The 19,712-nt window shown below is 40.0% G+C and carries 11 protein-coding genes and 5 pseudogenes; 6 read left to right on the top strand and 10 right to left on the bottom strand.

The window, feature by feature from the left end:
- Window positions 1–460 precede the first annotated feature (460 nt).
- From BHE89_RS10620 to BHE89_RS10610, 4 genes and pseudogenes are all read left to right on the top strand, one after another.
- Window positions 461–1,561, top strand: a complete 1,101-nt coding sequence (locus BHE89_RS10620; protein WP_128860462.1) for an HlyD family secretion protein — start codon at window positions 461–463, stop codon at window positions 1,559–1,561.
- Between the two features lie 8 nt (window positions 1,562–1,569).
- Window positions 1,570–3,097: pseudogene (locus tag BHE89_RS27435) on the top strand (ATP-binding cassette domain-containing protein); the annotation flags it as partial.
- Between the two features lie 94 nt (window positions 3,098–3,191).
- A pseudogene (locus BHE89_RS27430) lies at window positions 3,192–4,329 on the top strand (ABC transporter permease); the annotation flags it as partial.
- Window positions 4,330–5,458: pseudogene (locus BHE89_RS10610) on the top strand (ABC transporter permease). It begins immediately after the preceding pseudogene.
- Window positions 5,459–5,480: 22 nt separating this feature from the next.
- On the opposite strand, the gene kdpE reads toward BHE89_RS10610, so the two are convergent.
- From kdpE to BHE89_RS27005, 6 genes and pseudogenes are all read right to left on the bottom strand, one after another.
- Window positions 5,481–6,164: a two-component system response regulator KdpE gene (gene kdpE / locus BHE89_RS10605; RefSeq protein WP_069367125.1), complete on the bottom strand. Its 684-nt coding sequence runs from the start codon at window positions 6,162–6,164 to the stop codon at window positions 5,481–5,483.
- Window positions 6,161–8,870 (bottom strand): annotated as a pseudogene (gene kdpD, locus BHE89_RS10600) (two-component system sensor histidine kinase KdpD). Before kdpD ends, kdpE begins: the two are co-directional and overlap by 4 nt.
- A gap of 1 nt (window position 8,871) precedes the next feature.
- A complete protein-coding gene (gene kdpC / locus BHE89_RS10595; RefSeq protein ID WP_069367127.1) occupies window positions 8,872–9,468 on the bottom strand; it encodes a potassium-transporting ATPase subunit KdpC in 597 nt (198 codons plus the stop codon).
- Window positions 9,469–9,478: 10 nt separating this feature from the next.
- A pseudogene (kdpB, locus tag BHE89_RS10590) lies at window positions 9,479–11,534 on the bottom strand (potassium-transporting ATPase subunit KdpB).
- Window positions 11,535–11,545: 11 nt separating this feature from the next.
- Complete coding sequence (gene kdpA, locus BHE89_RS10585; protein ID WP_069367129.1) at window positions 11,546–13,249, bottom strand: potassium-transporting ATPase subunit KdpA; 1,704 nt, start codon at window positions 13,247–13,249, stop codon at window positions 11,546–11,548.
- Window positions 13,250–13,251: 2 nt separating this feature from the next.
- The gene (locus BHE89_RS27005) at window positions 13,252–13,335 is read right to left on the bottom strand and encodes a potassium-transporting ATPase subunit F (RefSeq protein WP_100158289.1); all 84 of its coding nucleotides are present in this window, start codon (window positions 13,333–13,335) and stop codon (window positions 13,252–13,254) included.
- Window positions 13,336–13,562: 227 nt separating this feature from the next.
- Between BHE89_RS27005 and BHE89_RS10575 the strand changes: the two genes are divergently transcribed.
- Window positions 13,563–14,249 (top strand): ankyrin repeat domain-containing protein, encoded by a 687-nt coding sequence (locus BHE89_RS10575; protein ID WP_069367130.1) that lies wholly within the window; start codon window positions 13,563–13,565, stop codon window positions 14,247–14,249.
- The gene (locus tag BHE89_RS10570) at window positions 14,249–14,710 is read left to right on the top strand and encodes a nucleoside deaminase (RefSeq protein WP_069367131.1); all 462 of its coding nucleotides are present in this window, start codon (window positions 14,249–14,251) and stop codon (window positions 14,708–14,710) included. Before BHE89_RS10575 ends, BHE89_RS10570 begins: the two co-directional genes overlap by 1 nt.
- A gap of 95 nt (window positions 14,711–14,805) precedes the next feature.
- On the opposite strand, the gene dmsD is transcribed toward BHE89_RS10570, so the two are convergent.
- The 4 genes from dmsD to dmsA form a co-directional block, all read right to left on the bottom strand.
- Window positions 14,806–15,417: a Tat proofreading chaperone DmsD gene (gene dmsD / locus BHE89_RS10565; RefSeq protein WP_069367132.1), complete on the bottom strand. Its 612-nt coding sequence runs from the start codon at window positions 15,415–15,417 to the stop codon at window positions 14,806–14,808.
- Between the two features lie 174 nt (window positions 15,418–15,591).
- Window positions 15,592–16,449: a DmsC/YnfH family molybdoenzyme membrane anchor subunit gene (locus BHE89_RS10560; RefSeq protein ID WP_069367133.1), complete on the bottom strand. Its 858-nt coding sequence runs from the start codon at window positions 16,447–16,449 to the stop codon at window positions 15,592–15,594.
- A 1-nt stretch (window position 16,450) separates the two neighbouring features.
- On the bottom strand, window positions 16,451–17,068 hold the full coding sequence (locus BHE89_RS10555) for a DMSO/selenate family reductase complex B subunit (RefSeq protein WP_069367134.1): 618 nt from the start codon (window positions 17,066–17,068) through the stop codon (window positions 16,451–16,453).
- Between the two features lie 11 nt (window positions 17,069–17,079).
- A complete protein-coding gene (dmsA, locus tag BHE89_RS10550) occupies window positions 17,080–19,518 on the bottom strand; it encodes a dimethylsulfoxide reductase subunit A (RefSeq protein WP_128860461.1) in 2,439 nt (812 codons plus the stop codon).
- Window positions 19,519–19,712 lie beyond the last annotated feature (194 nt).

Here is a 19,712-nt window from a genome sequence, read left to right as displayed (position 1 = left end):
CACTAAATGATATAACAAATACAATTTTTTAATGATTTTAAATTAGGGCATGACTCAGTTTTTGAGCTTGATTTTTATTAAAAAAAATAAGTGGTTTTTTTATATTGATTAATATGTTGATAACACTTTGTTATTATTTCATTTGGTTTTTTCATGTAATGAAAAAAATGGGGGTTTCTATATACAATTTGTGTGTTTCCTTGAATAATCAAAAAATAGATGGTCGATTATGTGATAAAAGTACTACATTAATTTGAGTTAAGGCTCTATTATAATGACATAATATTTATAATTCATAAGGTTAGCCTTTAGTTTTTTTTATTTTTTTTATAGTGCGTACGTTAGCTTTATCAATAAAAATGAACTATTTTTAAATAGAGATAAAATAAAAAATTAATACGCTTCATTATTTAACTATTTTCTTACATACAGCGGATAAACATATTTTTGGTATTCTTTTATGGCTAAAGGAAGGTTAAATAATTTATATGAAAAATCAAAAAAGAGTCGTTTTTTTGTTTATAGCATTATTCTCGTCGCGATTATTGCCGCGGGAATTTTTTGGTGGAAATCTCAGGCACCAACACTTCCTTCAGGATTTGCTCAAAGTAATGGGAGAATAGAAGCAACAGAAATTGATATTTCAACGAAAACTCCGGGAAGAATCGATTCTATTTTAGTTCAAGAAGGTGATTTTGTTAAAGCGGGTGAAGTGTTAGCAAACATGGATACTCGAACACTTAAAGAACAACTTCATGAAGTTCAAGCGCAATTAAATCAAGCAAAAAGTAGTGTGGTGACTGCACAATCAGCATTGTCGCAACGTAAAAGTGAACAACTTGCTGCTCAGGCCGTTGTTCGTCAACGTATTGCTGAGCTTGATGCCGCACAAAAAAGACTCAATCGTTCTCGTGCATTAGTCAAAACGAATGCGATTTCTATTCAACAATTAGATGATGATATTGCTAGAACAGAAGGGGCAAGAGCAGCCGTTGAAGCCGCTAAAGCGCAAGAAACCGCCACCATCGCAGCAATAGAATCGGCTAAAGCAGGGATCATTCAAGCTAATACAAAAGTGGACGCTGCAACAGCAACTGAAAGACGCATTTTAGCAGAATTAGATGACAGCATTTTAAAAGCACCACGTAATGGTCGAGTTCAGTATCGTGTCGCAGAGCCGGGTGAAGTTTTAGGTGCGGGGGGCCGTGTATTAAATATGGTCGATCTCAGTGATGTCTATATGACGTTCTTTTTACCAACAGAAGCGGCGGGTAAAGCGGCATTAGGAAGTGAAGTTCACATTATTTTAGATGCGGCACCTCATATTGTTATTCCTGCAAAAACAACTTACGTTGCGAGTGTCGCTCAATTTACACCCAAAACCGTTGAAACTGATAATGAACGATTAAAACTCATGTTCCGTGTAAGAGCGCGAATTTCACCTGAATTACTTGAAAAACACCTTGAATATGTAAAAACGGGTTTACCAGGACGTGCTTATATTCGTTTAGATAATACTCAATCTTGGCCAACTGATTTAGAGGTGAAATTACCGCAATGAGTCAAACAATGAGAACGCAAAACCATTCTCATATCATTGAATTGACTCATGTATCCCAACATTATGGCGATACCAAAGCGCTTGATGATGTGACATTGGCTATTCCTGCTGGAAAAATGGTCGGGTTAATTGGTCCTGATGGTGTAGGGAAATCAAGCTTGATCTCTCTTATTTCTGGTGCAAGAGAAATCCAAACAGGACAAGTAATTGTTTTAAACGGTGATATGAATGATGTTGAACACCGAAGAGCCGTCTGCCCACTTATTGCGTATATGCCGCAAGGATTAGGTAAAAATCTTTATCACACACTTTCTGTTTTTGAAAATGTTGATTTCTTTGGACGTTTATTTGGGCAATCAAAACAAGAGCGGGTAGAACGCATAAATGACTTACTTGAAAGTACGGGGTTAGCGCCATTTCGAGATAGACCTGCGGGTAAACTTTCAGGAGGAATGAAACAAAAACTGGGGTTATGTTGTGCGCTTATTCATGATCCAGAATTACTCATTCTTGATGAACCGACTACGGGCGTTGACCCATTATCACGAGCACAATTTTGGGAGTTAATTAATCGTATACGTAAGCGCAAAAAAAATATGAGCGTATTAGTTGCGACCGCGTATATGGAAGAAGCTGAGCGTTTTGATTGGTTGGTTGCTATGGATGCAGGAAAAATATTAGCAACAGGTCACGCTGATGAATTAAAAGCTCAAACTCATACTGATGAATTAGAAGCTGCTTTTATCGAGTTATTGCCAGAAGAGAAAAAGAAAGATCACCAAAAAGTGATTATCCCTCCCAGAGATAAAAGTGACGATGATACTATCGCCATTGAAGCACAAGATTTAACCATGCGTTTTGGACAATTTGTTGCCGTAGACCATGTAAGCTTTCGTATTCCTAAAGGTGAAATTTTTGGATTCTTAGGATCAAATGGTTGTGGTAAATCGACCACCATGAAAATGCTGACAGGTTTACTTGAGGCGAGTGAAGGGCGAGCTTGGTTATTTGGTCAAGAAGTTGATCCTAAAGATATTGAAACGCGCCGACGTGTTGGCTATATGTCTCAAGCATTTTCACTTTATAGTGAATTGACTGTACGTCAAAACCTTGAATTACATGCCAAGCTTTTTCATATTCCAGAAGAGGACATTCCTCAACGTGTTAAGGAAATGAGTGAGCGTTTTAATTTAACTGATGTTGAAGAAATGATGCCCGATGGGTTGCCATTAGGTATTCGTCAGCGTTTATCGCTCGCCGTTGCTGTTATCCATAAACCTGAAATGTTGATATTGGATGAGCCGACTTCAGGGGTTGACCCTATTGCACGAGATATGTTTTGGAACTTGATGGTTGATTTATCAAGACGTGACGGTGTCACTATTTTTATTTCAACTCACTTTATGAATGAAGCTGCACGTTGTGACCGAATGTCACTGATGCATGCGGGTAAAGTATTAGTCACAGATACACCTGCAAATTTAGTTAAAAATAGCCAATTTGATACGCTTGAAGCCGTTTTTATTGATTACCTTAAAAAAAGCATCTGGTGAGCAAGAAGCACCTGAACTTGATGAAAAAAAGCCTACAACTTCCAGCATCCACTCATGAAAGTGCGGAAAAAGCGTTAAAACAAAGATTTAGCTTACGACGTTTATTTAGTTATAGTATTCGTGAAGGTATGGAATTACGCCGAGATCCTGTACGTCTTACTTTAGCGCTGTTAGGTACGGTGATCCTGATGTTTATTATGGGTTACGGCATTAGTTTGGATGTTGAAAATTTACGCTTCGGTATTATGGATAGAGATCAAACAGGGTTAAGTCAGGCATATAGCCAAAACCTTTCAGGCTCTCGTTATTTTATTGAAAAGGCGCCCATCACAGATTATGACCAACTGGAAAAACGGTTACGTAGTGGTGATATTACGGTGGCGATTGAAATCCCACCTAACTTTGCACGGGATGTTGCCAAAGGTAATACTGTAAAAATAGGTGTTTGGATCGATGGTGCAATGCCTAATCGGGCTGAAACTGTTCGCGGTTATATTCAGGCTATGCATTTAACATGGATGCTTGATATGGCAATGCGTCAGCCAACAAATGTGGTTGATAAATTATCACCCATTGATATCGAAACTCGCTATCGCTATAACCCTGATGTTAAAAGTTTACCCGCAATTGTACCTGCTGTTATTCCTCTTTTATTAATGATGATCCCCGCAATGTTAAGTGCGTTGAGCGTTGTTCGTGAAAAAGAGCTTGGCTCCATTATCAACCTTTATGTTACACCTATTACCAAAGCAGAGTTTTTATTAGGTAAGCAATTTCCTTATATCTTATTGGGTATGTTTAACTTTTTTTATGCTCTGTGCGCTTTCGGTCTTTGTGTTTGGAGTAAGTTTTAAAGGGAGTATGTTAACGCTTTCTTTAGGTGCATTACTCTATATTACGATTGCCACTGGAATGGGATTGCTTATTTCTTGCTTTATGAAAAGCCAGATTGCGGCCATCTTTGGTACTTCAATTATTACCTTAATTCCAGCAACACAATTTTCAGGAATGATTGATCCTGTTTCGTCTCTGGAAGGTATAGGTAAATGGATAGGGCATATTTATCCTACATCCCACTTTTTAACTATCTCACGAGGGACATTCTCTAAGGGATTAAACCTGTTTGATTTACCTTGGTCTTTTATTCCTTTGCTTATCACTATCCCAATTGTGATTGGGTTGAGTGTCTTTTTCTTGAAAAAGCAGGAGGCTTAAATGTGGCGCACAATTCAAAATGTGTTTAATTTAGGCGTAAAAGAGCTACGCAGTCTCTCTCGTGATAAAGCTATGCTGGCGTTAATTGTGTTTGCCTTTACGGTGTCAATTTATTCATCAGCGACGGTTACACCTGGTTCGTTACATCACGCACCGATTGCCGTTGCGGATCAGGACAAATCACAGCTATCTGCACGTATTGTAAATAGTTTTTATATGCCTTATTTCTTACCCCCAGCTGATATTACGCCTGAGCAAATTGATGGTTTATTGGATAGAGGTACTTATACCTTTGCACTTGATATTCCACCTAATTTTCAGCGAGATCTCTTAGCGGGTCGAAAACCTGAAATACAAGTTAATATTGATGCAACGAGGATGAGCCAAGCTTTCTTAGGTAATAGCTATATTCAAAACATTGTCATGGGGGAAGCAAAAACCTTTTTAGCGAAAAATAGAACCAATGATCCACTGCCTGTTGATTTGGAAATTAGAATGAGTTTTAACCCGAATCTGACACAATCTTGGTTTGGTTCTGTTATGGCAATTATTAATAATATCACTATGTTATCGATAGTATTAACTGGGGCTGCATTAATCCGAGAGCGTGAACATGGTACCATTGAGCACTTACTGGTTATGCCAGTAACGCCTTTTGAAATTATGCTTTCTAAGATATGGTCAATGGGGTTGGTTGTCTTATTGGCATCAGTCATGTCGTTAGTATTAGTTGTGAAATCTTTACTCCATGTTCCTATCGAAGGCTCTGTTCTGCTGTTTATGTGTGGTGTTGCTTTAAGCTTATTTGCGACAACCTCAATCGGCATTTTTTTTAGGAACAATGGCTCGTTCAATGCCTCAATTTGGTTTATTGATGATTATGGTATTGTTACCATTGAATATGTTATCAGGAGGGATGACATCACGAGAAAGCATGCCTCAGTTTGTACAGGATGTAATGCAAACAATGCCAACTACGCACTTTGTTAGCTTAGCTCAGGCTATTTTATATCGTGGTGCTGACTTCTCAATTGTGTGGCCACAATTTATTATCTTGATTATTATTGGTTCCGTCTTTTTCGCCTTGGCTTTATTACGTTTTAGAAAAACGATTTCGGCGATGGCTTAATCATATAATCTCATGAAGAAGATTAAGGCATAAATCGATAGCCGATCCCCGTTTCGGTCATTAAATGCACTGGACATGCGGGATCTGCTTCTAGTTTTTGGCGTAAATGTCCCATATAAATGCGTAAATAGTGGCTATGTTCAACAAAATTAGGCCCCCAGACATGTTGCATTAAATGCCGCTGCGTAAGCACTTTACCACTATTATTAACCAATTCACTTAGCAAACGAAATTCTGTTGGCGTTAAATGAACAGGTTCATTTTGACGAGTAACAAGACGATTAACCCAATCAATTGTAATATCACCAAAAGAAAATTGTGAGCTCTGTGTTTCTTGTTTAACAAAACGGCGTAGTGATGCTCTGACTCTGGCGAGGAGTTCACTAATACCAAAGGGTTTTGTCAGATAATCGTCCGCTCCAGCATCTAGTGCTTTTACTTTATCTTGTTCTGAATCTCGTGCTGAAAGTACGATAACCGGTGTGCTACTCCATTGACGAAAGTCTTGAATAAAACAGAGGCCATCTTTATCAGGTAAACCAAGATCGAGGATCACTAAATCAGGTTTTCTTGATGCGGCTTCAATTAATCCTCGTTGGCATTCATTGGCTTCATAAACACGAAATCCTTCGTTCTCTAATGCAAGCCGAACAAAACGTAAGATCTCTTTTTCATCTTCAATAATTAAAATGTTATATGGAGTCACTGTTTTATTTCAATCTCATCAATATCAGGGAGTGATTTTAAAGGTAGAACAAAGTGAAAACTTGCTCCACCTTTTTTTATTGTTTTCCGCCCAAATTTCACCTTCATGTAAGCGAATAATCGCGCTACATATTGCTAAACCTAATCCCACACCAGGAATGGCGGATTCTTTTACTGCGCGTGAAAATTTATTAAAAATAAGTTGTAGTTGCTCAGTGGGGATCCCATGACCTTCATCCCACACTTCAACATGAATTTTAGGGGCTTCAATATAGGCTTTTACCCCTAGCTTTGTGCTTGATGACGTATATTTTACTGCATTTTCAAGTAAGTTTGTGATAACTCGTTCTATTAAATTACCATCACAATAAAGCAATAACTCAGCAGAAATATCAATTTGTAATGGATGTTTATCAAGTAAATAAGAGAGTGAACGAATGGCGCTTCCCGTTATTTCTTGTAGCGAATTCCATTGTAAATTAACTTGAATACCGCCAGATTGAATACGCGCCATATCAAGTAAATTATTGACTAATCGTGAAGTTGTCAGGATTTGCTGTCGAATTTGGTTAACTTGTTCTGTATGGGATGAACCTTCAGCGCTTAAATCGAGAAGTAAAATTTCTGATTGTCCAAAAAGCACTGTAAGGGGTGTTTTTAAATCATGAGAAAGTGCAGCTAATAATGCATTTCTTAATTGCTCTCTTTCTATGTTAATTCGAGATTGTTCTGCAATTTCAGCCTGTTGTAATCGTTCAAGCGCATTCGCAATCAAACCATTAAACGTTTGTAATAATTGCTGTTGTTCAGGGATAAGCAGTTGGCGAAGATTATTTGGCTCGATCGCTAAAATCGCTAAAACTTGTTGAGATGCGGTAATCGGGTGTAGTTGGTAAGGCACACTTGGCAGCGTATCTGTACCTGCGCCCGCAATTTGGTCTTTATCACAACACCAGCGTGCAATTGCATTATCAATAGGTAATGCTCCCATGCCTTGCGCATGAAAAGGCATTAATTCGCCTTGTTTATTGGGGAGTAATAAGCAAACCTTAGCATCAAATGCACTGGATAAAAAATGATAGCTAGTACGAACAACGTCTTGTAACGTTACTGCTCGACCCAGTTCTCTCGTCATTTCAAATAAGTGGCGAGTGCGTTGTTCTCGGTAACGGGCGACGCGAGTTTGATAACGCATACCCGCTGTTAAATTACCGACGACTAAGCCTACAATAAGCATGACGGTAAAAGTGATTAAATACTGCATGTCCAGTACAGCGAGTGAAAAGTGAGGCTGTACAAAAAATAAGTCAAAACTAATAACGTTGATTAATGCGGCAAAAATAGAAGGGCGACGGCCAAAAAAGAGCGCAATTAATACAACCCCCAATAAATAGAGTGTCACTAAATTGGCTTTATCTAGCGCTAATAGAAATGTGCGAGAAAATAAGGTGATCACTAAACATGAGACAATCGCTGTAAAATAGCCTTTTATCTCTTGTCGCCATTTCTCTGGCTGCAGTGGTGCTGTTTTGGTTTTATAACGTATGTCATCATCGTTGAGCGCAACACTGATAACATGGATATCGGGTGCATAGCGTGCTAATTTTTCTGCAAAGCGCATCCGCACCCAGCGTTTTAACCATTGCCATTTTTGGTAAGCACGTTGACCAATAATGACTTTCCCAAGATTATGCTCTCTGGCGTAGCGGATCACAGCCTTTTCCGCCTGGTTATCAGAAAGGATAGCTGTTCTCGCACCTAGATGTTGTGCCAGTTTTAGAGAGTGCAAGATTGCTCGGCGTTTATGTTCTCCTATTTGATGCAGTTTAGGTGTTTCAACATAAATAGCATGCCATTGGCAACCAAAGGCGGCAGCATAACGTGCAGCCGTACGAACTAATTTGTCGTTACCGCCGTGAGCGCCAAGGCATACCATCAGACTATCTGTGGTATGCCAAACAGGAGACGTTCCTTGGCTATCTCGAAATTCTTTAACTTGTGTATCAACTCTATCTGCCATACGGCGTAACGCTAACTCTCGTAGTGCGATTAAATTACCCTTGCGAAAAAAGTGTTCAATGGCACGTTCTGCTTGTCCGGAGAGATATACTTTACCTTCGTGCAAACGTTGTTGTAGATCATCAGGCGGTAAATCCACCATAACCACTTCATCAGCACTATCAAAAATATAGTCAGGGATCGTCTCTTGGACACGAATTCCTGTAATGCTTCCCACGATATCATTAAGGCTTTCAATATGTTGTACATTTATTGTCGTAAGTACATCAATACCCGCATCTAATAGCTCTTCAACATCTTGCCAGCGCTTAGGATGCCGACATTTATGAGGATTACTAAAGGCCAATTCATCCATTAAGATCACAGCAGGATGTCTGGCTAACGCGGCATCTAAATCAAACGCGACAAGCTTTCTACCATGATGATGAATACGTTGTGGTGGCAATAAAGGTAATCCGTGAAGTAATGCAGCCGTTTCTTGCCTTTGGTGTGTTTCAACAACCCCGGCAAGTACATCAATACCTTGCTGGTGGAGACGTTGAGCTTCTTGCAACATGGCGTAAGTTTTCCCGACTCCCGCACAAGCACCAAAAAATATTTTTAATCGTCCACGCGTTGTGGTTCGAGTTGAAGCGAGTAAATCATCGGGTGAGGGACGTTGCCATTGCTGATCGTGATCGAGTTCCATTTTATTGAGTACTCACTTTTTGCTGTTTTTCTGCACTTAATTTATCAAGTGCTTGATTTAGCATAAATACATTCACAACAGGCTTCCCCATAAATGACATTAGCGGCGATGTTGTATTGTCTTTTATTAATTGCTTAATTTCATTTTTAGTGAGTTGACGAGAATATGCAATGTTTTCAATTTGATAATAAGCGGCTTGTAATGAAATATGAGGATCAAGCCCACTTCCTGATGCCGTCACTAAATCAACAGGAACAACGTGTTGATTATGGGTTATTTTTTTCCATACTTGAACACGCTTAGTTATCTCATTAAGAAGTAATGGATTTGATGTTGCTAGTTGGCTGGCGCCTGATGCCATACTGTTATAAGGCATTTCTGACGTCATTGATGGACGACTTTTAAAATAATCATTTCGCGTAAATTGTTGCCCAATCAGTTCAGAGCCAATAAGTTTATTGTCTTGGTAAATCCGTGAGCCATTCGCTTGCCAAGGAAAAATAAGGTTGGCTAATCCTGTAATAAGCAAAGGATAGGCGAGCCCAGTTATCAATGTGAGTAATAATAACATCACTAATGATGAACGAAATAGATGCATATAAAACTCCTTAAAACCCAATAAACGCTAAAATCATATCGATGATTTTAATGCCAATGAAAGGCACTAATAATCCACTGATCCCGTATAAAGAGAGATTACGGCGCAATAATGAATGCGCAGAAACAGGGCGATAATGAACACCTTTAAGCGCGAGGGGGATCAAAAAGACAATAATTAAGGCATTAAAAATAACGGCGGATAACATTGCAGATGCGGGTGAATGTAAGTTCATAACATTAAGCATGTTGAGCTGTGGGTAGGTGACAGCGAAAGCAGCCGGTATAATGGCAAAATATTTGGCGATATCGTTAGAAATACTAAATGTCGTTAAAGCGCCCCTTGTCATTAGCATTTGTTTACCAATATGCACAACTTCGATTAATTTTGTTGGATTTGAGTCTAAATCAACCATGTTTCCCGCTTCTTTTGCCGCTTGAGTACCTGAGTTCATCGCAACAGCAACATCGGCTTGCGCCAATGCAGGCGCATCATTCGTACCATCCCCCGTCATGGCGACTAATCGACCTTCTGATTGATATTGACGAATTAAGGCTAATTTTGCCTCAGGTGTTGCTTCAGCCAGAAAATCATCAACGCCAGATTCTGCGGCGATAGCGGCCGCTGTAAGATGATTATCACCGGTGATCATCACGGTTTTTATGCCCATTTGGCGCAGTTGAGAAGCGCTCTTTGATCCCACCTTTCACAATATCTTTAAGTTCAACAACCCCTAAGACTTTCTGATTTTCAACGACCACCAGTGGTGTTCCACCTGTTCTAGCGACTTGCTCGACTATGATGGTGACTTCATCAGGAAAATCGCCGTGACTGACTTCAATATGGCGACGAATAGCATCAACGGAGCCTTTGCGGATCAAACGCTCTCCTAAATTCACACCACTCATTCTTGTCATTGCCGAGAAGGGAATAAATGAAGCACCAATGGACGCCAAATCACGTTCGCGTAAATTAAAACGTTGTTTAGCGAGGATCACAATGCTTCTACCTTCAGGTGTTTCATCTGCAAGTGAACTTAGCTGTGCGGCATCAGCAAGTTGTTTTTCGCTAATCCCAGAAAGAGGAATGAAACGAGAAGCTTGACGATTACCGAGAGTAATTGTGCCTGTTTTATCAAGCAGTAGGACATCAACATCACCTGCTGCTTCGACAGCACGTCCACTGGTTGCAATCACATTGGCATCAAGCATTCGGCTCATGCCTGCCACACCAATTGATGAAAGCAAACCGCCAATCGTAGTAGGAATAAGGCAAACTAATAAAGCAATTAAAGTCACAACCGAAATCACATCGCCATGCCCTTGAAACTCGACAGCAAAAACACTGAATGGATAAAGGGTAATGCAAGCCAATAAGAAAATAAGTGTTAGAGCTGTTAATAAGATAGTTAAAGCAATTTCATTCGGTGTCTTTCTACGCTTTGCGCCTTCTACCATTCCGATCATTCGATCAAGAAATGAATTACCGGCTTCAGCAGTACAACGAATAATCAGCCAATCTGATAATACTCGAGTCCCGCCAGTCACTGAGGAAAAATCACCACCTGATTCACGGATCACCGGTGCTGACTCACCCGTGATCGCGCTTTCATCAACTGAGGCACCACCTTCAATGACTTCACCATCACAAGGGATCGTTTCGCCAGCATTGACTAAAACGATATCGCCTTTATGCAATGAGAAAGAGTCAACGGTTTCTTTTTGAGCATTAATCTCTGCGTGAAGTAGACGTGTCGCTTTGGATTGTTGTTTAGCGCCACGTAAGCTAGCCGCTTGTGCTTTACTTCGACTTTCTGCTAATGACTCAGCGAAATTGGCAAATAGCAATGTCACCCATAACCAAAGCATCACTTGTGAAGTAAAGTGATTATCATCAGGGAGATAATTCAACCATGAAGTAATCCAAATTCCGGTAGTTAAAAGTGCACCAACATAAACGATAAACATAACAGGGTTACGCCATTGTGCTTGGGGCGTACATTTTTTTATCGCATCAAAGAAAGCCAATATCACAGTTTTTCTGTCAAAGAGTTGGGTTGTTTTCATGATACGTTTCCTTATTTAGCCCAAAACAGTTGTAAGTGTTCTGCAATAGGACCAAGTGCTAATGCCGGAACAAAAGTCAACGCGCCGATCATTAATACAGTGAGGATCAATAACAAAATAAAGAGGGGTGATGTGGTAGAGAGGGTTGCTAAACTTTCAGGCTGACGTTTTTTCACGGCTAAACTGCCCGCAATAGCTAAAACAGGTAACATGACACCAAAGCGACCAATTAACATAGCAAGCCCTAATAATAGATTGTAAAACGGTGAACTGGCGTCAAGCCCAGCAAAAGCGCTGCCGTTATTATTAGCAGCAGAAGTAAAGGCATATAACACTTCACTAAAGCCGTGAGGACCTGGATTTAAAATGGCTTCACGACCAACATCAGTAAATAAGGCGAGGCTTGTACCTAATAAAATTACGATTGGAGAAATTAAAATAGCAATGGCTACCCATTTCATTTCAGCAACACCAATCTTTTTACCAAGGTATTCAGGAGCTCGACCAACCATTAATCCCGCGATAAATACCGCTAATAATACATAGAGGATCATGCCGTAAAACCCTGAACCTACACCGCCAAAGACTACTTCTCCTGTTTGCATTAACCACATTGGCACCATGCCGCCTAAAGCGGTTAATGAGTCATGCATAGCATTAACTGCACCACAAGATGCGGCTGTTGTGACCGCAATAAAAATAGCGCTACCTAATATGCCAAAACGTGTTTCTTTGCCTTCCATATTCAGCGAGCTATCTGTACCTGCAAAGATAAATTCTGAATTTCCTTGCCATTCAGCCCAAGTAATCACCGTAACAGCGACAATAAAAATCAACGTCATAGTCCAAAGCAAGGTATAACCTTGGCGTTGTATTCCACTTAATCGACCAAAGGCAAAACATAGGGCGGTAGGAATAAGAAATATGGCAAGTATCTGTAAGAAGTTACTTAATGATGTTGGGTTTTCGTAAGGGTGAGCCGAGTTTGCAGCAAAATAGCCACCACCATTTGTTCCCAATAGCTTTATCGCTTCTTGAGAGGCTACGGGTCCCATAGGTAACCACTGCTGTTGCCCATCAAGACCTTGACTTAATACCGCAGGGTGAAAGTTTTGTATAACGCCTTGGCTGACAAATAATAGCGACCAAATAATTGATAAAGGCAGTAAGACATAGAGTGTAATACGCCCAATATCAATCCACGCATTCCCGATTGAAGTACAAGAAGATTGTGTTAACGCTCTAATTAGCACAAAGGCAACAGCAATCCCCGTTGTTGCAGATAAGAAGTTTTGTACGGCAAGTCCTGTCATTTGGCTTAAATAACTGACCGCAGTTTCGCCACTATAAGCTTGCCAATTCGTATTTGTAATAAAACTGATGGTTGTATTTAGCGCTAAATCCCAATTCATATTAGGGGCAAATTGAGGATTTAAAGGTAAATAACCTTGGTTAAGTAGTATGACAAATAATAGGACTGCCCCCATTAAATTAAAAATAAGTAGGGCAAGCATATAGTGATACCAGCTCATTGGCTGGATTGCTTTTCCTGCGGGTTTAAAACCACAACAACGCCAAATAACATGTTCGGTTTGAGTAACCCAATGAGGTAAATCACCTTCAATAAGGCGGGCTAAATAATAGCCAAGCATTTTCCCCATCACTAATAATGTGATTAGAAAAACAGCAAGATATATCAACATCATTGTTGCCATTTTTAAAATGCCTCTGCGTTAAATAATACATAGATAAGATAAGCAGTGAGCAAAACAACTAACGTCACAGCACCGAATATCAACATCAGAACAATCCTTTTACTTTTTAGATTGAGTAAGCGTACTTAAAGGTCTGTAAAGATGTTGATAAAAGAGAAGTGAGTAGTGTAAAAAAAGTATAAAAATGGCTGATAGGTGATTCATTCACGCCTTGATTGGTTGAAATAAAGTCATGCCTTTGTTAGATCTAAGTTAGGTTTAAATAATATTGCTAATTAAATGAATGGAAATTAGCACACTTAGGGGATATTGAATGAATACTCTCTATCTAAAGGCAAAATGGTTTTTATACTTCTTAAGCCTATTAATCATTTCATCTACCTTCATGGTCAAAGCAATGGCAAATTCTGATAAGGCATACCTAGTTACACTGGCACAAGAGGGCAATTTATCTGAATTAAAGCGTCAGATAGAACAAGGTGCGGATATTGAACAGCGAGATCTAAAGTTACGCACACCATTAATGGCGGCAACACATGCCAACCAAATTGAAGTTGCAAAATATCTGATTGAGCATGGCGCAGATGTTAATGCCCGTGATGCTATTCATGATTCACCCTATCTTTATTCGGGGGCTAGAGGATTACAGGAGATCTTAGAATTAACTTTATCACATGGTGCCTCGCTTAAAAGTGTTAATCGTTATGGTGGAACAGCATTAATTCCTGCTGCTGAGCGAGGTCATGTAAAAACAGTAAAGACATTAATTGATGCTGGTGTGGACGTTGATCATATTAATCGTTTAGGTTGGACGGCTTTGATCGAGGCTATTATTTTAGGTGATGGTAGCCAAAAATATGAAGAAATTGTGACTTTACTTATTGAAGGTGGCGCTAATGTTAACCTTGCCGATGGCGCTGGTCGCACACCGTTAACGTTAGCGAAAGATAAAGGCTATACCAACATTGTTAATATACTTGAACAAGCGGGGGCAAAATAATGTCAGATAATCAATTTATACAACAAGCTATCTCGCTTGCAATGGATAATGTGAACGTAGGGGGAAGACCCTTTGGCGCGGTCATTGTGAATAATGGCAAAGTGATTGCAAGTGCCGTTAACCAAATACTAACGACAAATGATCCCACAGCCCATGCTGAATTATTAGCATTACGAGAAGCTGGTAAAGTATTAGGAAGAACAAAATTAGATGATTGTGTTGTTTATGCCAGTGGGCAACCTTGCCCAATGTGCCTTGCTGCAATGCGTATGGCGGGAATTTCTAAAATTTTTTATGCCTATTCTAATCAGGATGCAGAACCTTACGGACTCTCTACTGCCAGTATCGCCAACGCATTAAGAAAGCCACCAGAACAACAGGAAGGTCTTCAATTTATACAAATAAAAAACGAGGATGAAATAAAACCTGCACTTTATCAGCGTTGGTCAAAACACGCTTAAACAGGTCAATTTTTCTATAAATAAAAGTCTAAAAGTGAGCGCTGAAGCCACAGCATAAAATGAGATACTTTTAGGACTTTTATATTGTTAATTAATCAACAAAACAATTGTTTTTCAGCTGGGGTTACATTTAACAGAGACTGCCAGTTTTTTAGTGTTAATGTTGCCAGCATGGCTAAACCTTCATAATAAGGGAATGCCCCTTGCAGAGATAACTTCTCTAAATAACGATAAGCCCACGGCAGAAGGTGTTCTGCTAATAGCTCTTTTAATTTTTCAGGGCGAGTTTCTGCAATCCATGCCACCATCATCACCATTAAACCAAAGTGATCTTCTGGCTCATTTTGAGTTAACGCAATATCAATACCATTTTCTAGCATCCATTCACGTAAATCTAATGTTGAATTACCGAATAATACATTTTCATGATCTAGGTAAACAGAGCCCCAAGGTGGCGCAGGCAGTGCGTAAGGGCCAACAAATAAACGTTGATATGCCTGTGCTAACGTTTCTTCTGATAATGTGGTTTGTGAAAGAAGGCTAGCAATGCGTTGTTTTTCTTCATCACTACCATAAGGCCATTCTTCAACCCACTTTTGACTAGACAGTAGCTCGACAATGTCACTTTTCTCAGTAGGGGCGTAATAAAATGCCGCGCCTAGAATACGGGCAGTGAGAGAAATATCAGTAATAACTTGTTGTTCCATAATATTTTTATAATCCGCTTAGATTTATTGTCTTTACCATATGCGATTTTCTATCTAAACATAATGACGAAGATTAAAAAAAGAGTGATACCGCAATATAAAAGAAAAACCGCTATAACAGATAAAAAGAGTATGCTTTTTAACTATTACAGCGGTTTAGACGGGAGAAATTAATTAACCAACGACAGCCATACCGACAGTCATATGTAAACCATAGAACACGCCGCGTCCTATAAACTCGCCCGCAAATACTAAAATAAAACCTAATGCTAACAAAGCAATAGAAGGGTTATTTTTACGTAGTAGTGGGGCAATCCAGCAACTTAAACCTAAGACTAAAGCCACTAATTTAATGCCCATCAAAGTGCCGTAGTTAGGCACCAGATCTGTCGCTTTTTGTACAGAGGTTTGAATAGAACCTAATTCAAAACCTTGTGATGTTGCCACAATTGCACTTACAACAATGGCGATAACACTGAGTAACGGTAATGCACTGACGCAGTTTAAATTAAAGCCTGCAATGCGCATTAAGAGTGCCGCTAAAATAGGTCCACAGATAAAGGCTGTCAGCACAAAATTAAAAGTGGTATAGCTGTTATACCAAGTCGGAACGGTATCAATTTGGTACACACGAGAGATCGCCGTAATAAATAATGCAGCTAATACCATAACTAGTGCGACCCATAACTTGCCTAGTGCAGCCGGCATTTTATTCAGTACAGCCAGCAACCAGTAGATACCCCCTAGTGCAAAGAAAATTGAACCGCTGGCAATTTCATTACTTAATGATGAGTGACCAAAACGAAGTAATGAATTAAATGCACGTAATGGGGTTCCCATATGCATCATGGATAATAAGAAACCAATTCCCATTAATGCCCAAAGACCAAACATGCTGTAATGTACTTTTCGGTTCATTTCTGCGGGAAGCTTACCCGAAAGAATAGCGCATCCCATAATAATAAAGGCACCCGCAACACTTTGACCGATAACGGTAAAAAACATGAGTGGCCATTCATGCAATCCCACCATTTTAAACCTCCTCTGGGTTTGCCAGATGACCAGTGGTATCACCCACAGGACGGCTATTGGCATTTAATTTAAGGACAATATTGGGTTTGGTGTATTTTGCTGAAGGAAGTGGGGCTATTTCAGCTAAATCACCATATTTGGCACGTAACTCTTCAATCGGTGCCATGTCTAATGCACGCAGTGGGCAAGATTCGACACAAATAGGTTTTTTGCCTTCAGCGACACGTTCATAGCAACCATCACATTTGGTCATATGACCTTTGACTTCATCAAATTGCGGTGCGCCATAAGGACATGCCATGTGACAATAACGGCAACCAATACAAATATCTTCATTAACGACAACAAAGCCGTCTTCTCGTTTATGCATCGCACCACTTGGACAAACTTTGGCACAAGCAGGATCGTCACAGTGGTTACAAGAAATAGATAAGTAATAAGCAAATACGCTTTGTGTATAAACACCATCTTGCTCTGTCCAATCGCCACCAGCATATTCATAGATACGGCGGAAATTGACTTCAGGGGATAAATTTTTAAAATCCTTGCACGCCAGTTCACAGGTTTTGCAGCCGGTGCAACGACTTGAATCAATATAAAAACCATATTGCGTTGACATAACCAGACTCCTTACGCCTTGACGACTTCAACAAGATTACTGTGAGAAGGATTACCCTTAGCGAGCGGTGAAGGGCGTTGTGTCGTTAACACGTTAATGCTACCTGCATGATCGATACGATTGCTATCTGGGTTATACCAAGCCCCTTCACTTAAACCCACAACGCCCGGTAAAATACGCGGTGTGACTTTCGCATTAATTCTAACTTCACCACGATCATTATAAATACGCACTAAATCACCGTGTTTGATACCGCGTTTAGACGCATCAACAGGGTTGATCCATATTTCTTGTGGGCAAGCAGCTTTTAAGACATCTACATTGCCATAAGTTGAGTGAGTGCGTGATTTATAGTGGAATCCGGTCATTTGTAATGGGTATTTTTCCATTGCAGGATCGCCATAACTTTCAAAGCCCGCGGAGTAGATAGGCAGTGGATCAATCACATCGTCAGATGCCAGTTCCCATGTCGCTTTAATGTCAGCAAGTTGAGAAGAATAAATCTCAATTTTACCTGATGGTGTTGTTAATGGGTTGTTTTCAGGATCTTCACGGAATTGTCGATAAGCGACGTGATGACCTTCAGGATCGCGTTTTTTAAAGATACCTTGAGCTCGGAATTCCTCAAAAGTCGGTAATTCAGGTAAGTTTTGACGAGATTGTTCGTAAAGATGACGTAGCCACTCTTCTTGAGTACGGTTTTCAGTGAATTTTTCACCCACCCCCATACGTTTTGCTATTTCGCTGGTCATTTCATAGATATTACGGCTTTCAAAGCGAGGTTTGATCGCCTGATCTGCGAAAATAACATAAGCCATATTGCCTGCTGATGCATCCATACAAAAATCCATCTGCTCTGATGCGGTGCAATCAGGAAGTAGAATATCGGCATATTTAGCAGATGCCGTCATATGATTATCGATCACCACAATCATTTCGCATTTTTTATCGTCTTGTAAAATGTCATGAGTACGATTGATTTCAGAATGTTGGTTGACTAAACAGTTGCCCGCGTAGTTCCATACCATTTTGATGGGGACATCAAGTTTATCTTTACCACGAACACCATCTCGAGTTGCTGTCATTTCTGGACCACGCAAAATAGCATCCGTCCACATAAACATAGAAATGCTGGTGGTTACGGGGTTAGTGAAAGTTGGCATACGAACAAAAGGAATGCTGTAAGAGCCTTCACGGGCACCCGTATTACCGCCGTTAATGCCTACATTACCTGTTAAAATAGAGAGCATCGCGATAGCACGCGAAGCAAGTTCACCGTTAGAACGACGTTGAGGCCCCCAACCTTGTGTAATATAAGCAGGTTTTGCTGTTGCGATTTCACGGGCTAATTTAACAATGCGTGAAGCAGGAATACCGGTGATCTGTGCTGCCCATTCAGGTGTTTTGGGCTGACCATCTGCACCATTACCGAGAATATAGGCTTTATAGTGACCATTTTTAGGCGCACCTTCTGGCATAGTGGTTTCATCGTAACCCACACAATATTTATCTAAGAAAGGCTTATCCACTAAGTCTTCTTTGATCATAACGTAAGCTAATGCATTAACTAATGCCGCGTCTGTGCCTGGACGAATAGGGATCCATTCATCTTCACGACCAGCGCCAGTATCGGTATAACGTGGATCGATGATAATCATGCGAGCATCTGATTTTTCGCGGGCTTGCTCAACGTAATAGGTAACACCGCCACCACTCATACGTGTTTCACCCGGATTATTACCGAACATCACGACAAGTTTAGTGTTTTCAATATCTGAGGGACTATTACCATCCGCCCAACCACCATAGGTATAATTTAAACCCGCTGCGATTTGTGCCGTACTATAGTCGCCATAGTGATTAAGATAACCACCACAACAATTCATTAAACGAGCAATTAATGTTGCACCTGGTGGCCAAGACTTCGTCATGGTTCCACCTAATGTGCCTGTACCATAATTTAAATAAATAGATTCATTACCATAATCTTTGATTAAACGTTTCATGGTATCTGAAATAGTATCAAAGGCTTCATCCCATGAAATACGTTCAAATTTACCTTCACCGCGTTGACCTACACGCTTCATTGGGTAACGTAAACGATCTGGATTGTAAACTCGGCGACGCATCGAACGACCACGTAAACAGGCACGAACTTGGTGTAATTCCTCGTAGACATCATTGCCCGTGTTGTCAGTTTCGACGTATTTAATTTCACCATCAACAACGTGCATGCGTAATGGACAACGGCTACCACAGTTTACTGTACAGGCACTCCATACGACTTTTTCACTGTCTGTTGTTGATTGTGTTTCTGAGGCAACGGCTTGATGAAAGGGGAGTGATAATCCACCTGCGGTTATCGCTAAACCACCCGCTGCACCTGTTTTTACAAAACGACGGCGAGATAAGGGAGTGGAAAGTAACGCCATCTCTTTGATGTTTTTCATACATTACTCACTTGATTATTTATATTTTAAGAAAAAAACAGAAGCTAACGAGCTTATAAAGAAATAATTATTGTTATGATTGTTAAAAAAATAAGCACTCTAACGTAGGCAATAAAACCCAACTGTTAATGTGGATACTACGTATTTTTTAAAAGTGGTAGTTGCTTTACATCAAAGAAAAGTGATTTATTACG

The sequence above is a fragment of the Shigella sp. FC1967 genome, assembly GCF_001743005.1.
GTDB lineage: Bacteria > Pseudomonadota > Gammaproteobacteria > Enterobacterales > Enterobacteriaceae > Proteus.
Note: the sequence above shows the minus strand (reverse complement) of the source record. Positions and strands in the feature narration are given on the sequence as shown.

Bases quoted from the DNA above. Each gene is read 5' to 3' on its own strand.
- BHE89_RS27005 (WP_100158289.1), bottom strand. From the start codon at position 13,335: ATGTTGATATTCGGTGCTGTGACGTTAGTTGTTTTGCTCACTGCTTAT.
- BHE89_RS10570 (WP_069367131.1), top strand. From the start codon at position 14,249: ATGTCAGATAATCAATTTATACAACAAGCTATCTCGCTTGCAATGGAT.
- BHE89_RS10560 (WP_069367133.1), bottom strand. From the start codon at position 16,449: ATGGTGGGATTGCATGAATGGCCACTCATGTTTTTTACCGTTATCGGT.
- BHE89_RS10555 (WP_069367134.1), bottom strand. From the start codon at position 17,068: ATGTCAACGCAATATGGTTTTTATATTGATTCAAGTCGTTGCACCGGC.
- kdpA (WP_069367129.1), bottom strand. From the start codon at position 13,249: ATGGCAACAATGATGTTGATATATCTTGCTGTTTTTCTAATCACATTA.
- dmsD (WP_069367132.1), bottom strand. From the start codon at position 15,417: ATGGAACAACAAGTTATTACTGATATTTCTCTCACTGCCCGTATTCTA.
- kdpC (WP_069367127.1), bottom strand. From the start codon at position 9,468: ATGCATCTATTTCGTTCATCATTAGTGATGTTATTATTACTCACATTG.
- BHE89_RS10620 (WP_128860462.1), top strand. From the start codon at position 461: ATGGCTAAAGGAAGGTTAAATAATTTATATGAAAAATCAAAAAAGAGT.
- BHE89_RS10575 (WP_069367130.1), top strand. From the start codon at position 13,563: ATGAATACTCTCTATCTAAAGGCAAAATGGTTTTTATACTTCTTAAGC.
- dmsA (WP_128860461.1), bottom strand. From the start codon at position 19,518: ATGAAAAACATCAAAGAGATGGCGTTACTTTCCACTCCCTTATCTCGC.